Here is a 3,084-nt window from a genome sequence, read left to right as displayed (position 1 = left end):
GAGGTTCAACACCCCGGTCTCCGCAATCGAGGCCAGCCGCTCCTCCACCTCACCGGGCAGGATCAACTCCGGATGGAACCCCTCCAACCCCAGCAGGATGGCCGTCATCGTCCCGTGCCCGTGCCCCGTCGCCGCCAGCGACCCATACAAATCAACCCGCAACCCCGCCACGGACCCCAGCCCGCCCGAAGCCTTCAGCTCCTCCGCGAACACCGCAGCAGCCCGCATCGGCCCCACAGTGTGAGAACTTGAGGGACCAATGCCAATAGAGAAAAGGTCGAATACGCCGACTGCCATGAGGGGATTCCTTACTGGAGATGTGAAAGGGGTTTCGACGGCTCAACCACCGGTGGTTGAGCCGTCGAAACCGGGTTCAGGACAGTGGTGCCACGTCCGGGTAGAGCGGATGCGCCGACGCCAGGACCTCGACGCGGTGACGCAGCCCCGAAAGGTCCGCGTCGGCGTCGGCCGTCAAAGCCGCGGCGATGATGTCCGCGACCTCGCGGAAGGCGTCCCCGCCGAAGCCGCGGGTGGCCAGTGCGGGGGTGCCGATGCGCAGGCCGGAGGTGACCATCGGCGGGCGGGGGTCGAAGGGGACGGCGTTGCGGTTGACGGTGATGTCGATCGCGGCGAGCCGGTCTTCGGCCTGCTGGCCGTCGAGTTCGCAGTTCCGCAGGTCCACGAGGACCAGGTGCACGTCGGTGCCGCCGGAAACCACGGTGATGCCCTTGGCGGCAACGTCGGGCTGGACCAGGCGCTCGGCGAGGATCCGGGCGCCGGCGAGGACGCGCTCCTGGCGCTCCTTGAACTCGGAGGACGCGGCGATCTTGAACGCCACGGCCTTGCCGGCGATGACGTGCTCCAGCGGCCCGCCCTGCTGGCCCGGGAACACAGCCGAGTTGATCTTCTTGGCGATGTCGGCGTCGTTGCTGAGGATGATCCCGCCGCGCGGACCGGCGAGGGTCTTGTGCGTGGTGGACGTGGTGACGTGTGCGTGCGGCACGGGGGAGGGGTGCAGCCCGGCGGCGACCAGCCCGGCAAAGTGGGCCATGTCCACCATGAGGTAGGCGCCCACGGAATCGGCGATGCGGCGGAACTCGGCGAAGTCCAGCTGCCGGGCGTACGCGGACCAGCCGGCCACGATCAGCGCCGGCTTGGTTTCCTGGGCCAGGCGCTCCACTTCGGCCATGTCCACGGTGTGGGTGTCCTCGCGGACGCCGTACGGCACCACGTTGTAGAGCTTGCCGGAGAAGTTGATCTTCATCCCGTGCGTCAGGTGGCCGCCGTGGGCCAGGTTCAGGCCCATGATGGTGTCGCCGGGCTTGATCAGCGCGTGCATCACCGAGGCGTTCGCCTGCGCGCCGGAGTGCGGCTGCACATTGGCGAAGTCCGCGCCGAACAGGGCCTTGATCCGGTCGATGGCGAGCTGCTCGATGACGTCCACGTGCTCGCAGCCGCCGTAGTAACGCTTGCCCGGGTAGCCCTCGGCGTACTTGTTGGTGAGCACGGAGCCCTGTGCCTGCATGACGGCGACGGCGGTGTGGTTCTCCGAGGCGATCATCTCCAGGCCGTCGCGCTGGCGGCCCAGTTCGTCGTCGATCTTGGCCGCGATCTCCGGGTCCAGGGCGGACAGGTCCGCATTCAGGCTGGGGGAGGCCACCTGTTCGAACGCGCCCACTTCTGCCGGGGCGCTCACAGCTCGCCGCCGTTTGCTGCCGCGTACTCTTCGGCGGACATAAGCGGGCCTTCCTCGGTGACGGCGACCTTGAAGAGCCAGCCTGCGCCGTAGGGGTCGGTGTTGATCAGCGCTGGGTCGGAGACCACGCCGTCATTGATTTCGGTGACCTCACCGGTCACCGGGGCGTACAGGTCGGATACGGACTTGGTGGATTCCACCTCGCCGCAGGTTTCGCCGGCGGTCACGGTGGAGCCGACCTCGGGCAGGTCCACGTAGACGATGTCGCCCAGGGCATCGGCGGCGACGGCGGAGATGCCGATTCCGGCAGGCCCGGATCCGTCAGCAGCCACCCATTCGTGCTCGGCGGAGTACTTCAGTTCAGCAACAACTTTGCTCATTATTTTCGGTCTTTCTGTTGGTGTAGGGGTTTCGACGGGCTCAACCACCGGGACGGTGATCGAGCCTGTCGAGATCCAGGCCTGGTTACTTGTTGCGCTTGTAGAAGGGGAGTTCGACGACTTCGAAGCGCTCGGGCTTGCCGCGGAGGTCGATGTCCAGGACGGTTCCGGGGGCGGAGTGTTCGACGGCGACATAGGCCATGGCCACCGGGTAGCCGAGGGTGGGGCTCGGCTGGCCGGAGGTCACCTCGCCTACCAGGGTGCCGTCCTGCAGGACCGGGTAGTGCGCGCGGGCTGCACGGCGTCCGGTGCCTTTGAGGCCCACGAGCTTTTGGCCCACGGTGGAGCCGACGCCTGCGGCCTTGATGGCAGCCAGCGCCTCCTTGCCCACGAAGTCGCTTTCCTTGGCAAGGGAAACCACCGGACCGAGTCCCGCAGCGTAGGCGTTGACGTGGCGCGAGAGTTCGTTGCCGTAGAGGGGCATCCCGGCTTCGAGGCGGAGTGAGTCGCGGGCGGCAAGGCCTGCGGGGATCAGCCCGTGTTCTTCGCCGGCAGCGAGCAGTGCCTCCCAGAGCGCGGGTGCGTCCACGTTGGGAATGTAGATTTCGAAGCCGTCCTCGCCGGTGTAGCCGGTGCGGGCAATCAGCAGGTCCTGGACAGAGCCGTTGACCGCGACGCCGGCCTCCACGGCAGCGTAGTACTTCAGCTCAGTGACCAGGGCGTGCTGGTCGGCCGGGACGAGTTCCAGCAGGATGGCCTGGGCTGCCGGGCCCTGCACGGCAATCAGCGAGGTTTCCGCTGAAGCGTCCTCCACGACCACGTCGAAGCCCGCGGCCCGGTCACGCAGTGCCGCGGCAACCACGGTGGCGTTGCCAGCGTTGGGGACCACCAGGTAGCGGTCATCTGCTCGGCGGTAGGAGATCAGGTCATCGATGATGCCGCCGTCGGCGTCGCAGATCAGCGAGTACTTGGCCTTGCCCACGGCCACGGCGGACAGCTTCCCCGCAA

General features: G+C 67.5%; 4 protein-coding genes. All 4 read right to left on the bottom strand.

Features of this window, described 5'->3' with window-relative positions; all coding sequences use genetic code 11:
- Positions 1 to 297, bottom strand: a 297-nt coding sequence (locus tag G205_RS20245; protein ID WP_009359671.1) for a serine dehydratase beta chain, incomplete at its 3' end; no start/stop codon positions are given.
- A gap of 76 nt (positions 298 to 373) precedes the next feature.
- Complete coding sequence (gene glyA / locus G205_RS20240) at positions 374 to 1,696, bottom strand: serine hydroxymethyltransferase (RefSeq protein WP_009359670.1); 1,323 nt, start codon at positions 1,694 to 1,696, stop codon at positions 374 to 376.
- The gene (gcvH, locus tag G205_RS20235; protein WP_009359669.1) at positions 1,693 to 2,076 is read right to left on the bottom strand and encodes a glycine cleavage system protein GcvH; all 384 of its coding nucleotides are present in this window, start codon (positions 2,074 to 2,076) and stop codon (positions 1,693 to 1,695) included. The genes glyA and gcvH overlap by 4 nt, the downstream gene beginning before the upstream one ends.
- An 85-nt stretch (positions 2,077 to 2,161) precedes the next feature.
- On the bottom strand, positions 2,162 to 3,084 hold a 923-nt coding region (gene gcvT, locus G205_RS20230), incomplete at its 5' end, for a glycine cleavage system aminomethyltransferase GcvT (RefSeq protein ID WP_009359668.1).

It is taken from the genome of Arthrobacter nitrophenolicus, from assembly GCF_000332815.1.
Taxonomy (GTDB): Bacteria; Actinomycetota; Actinomycetes; order Actinomycetales; family Micrococcaceae; genus Arthrobacter; species Arthrobacter nitrophenolicus.
This window is presented reverse-complemented; position numbering and strand designations above follow the sequence as displayed.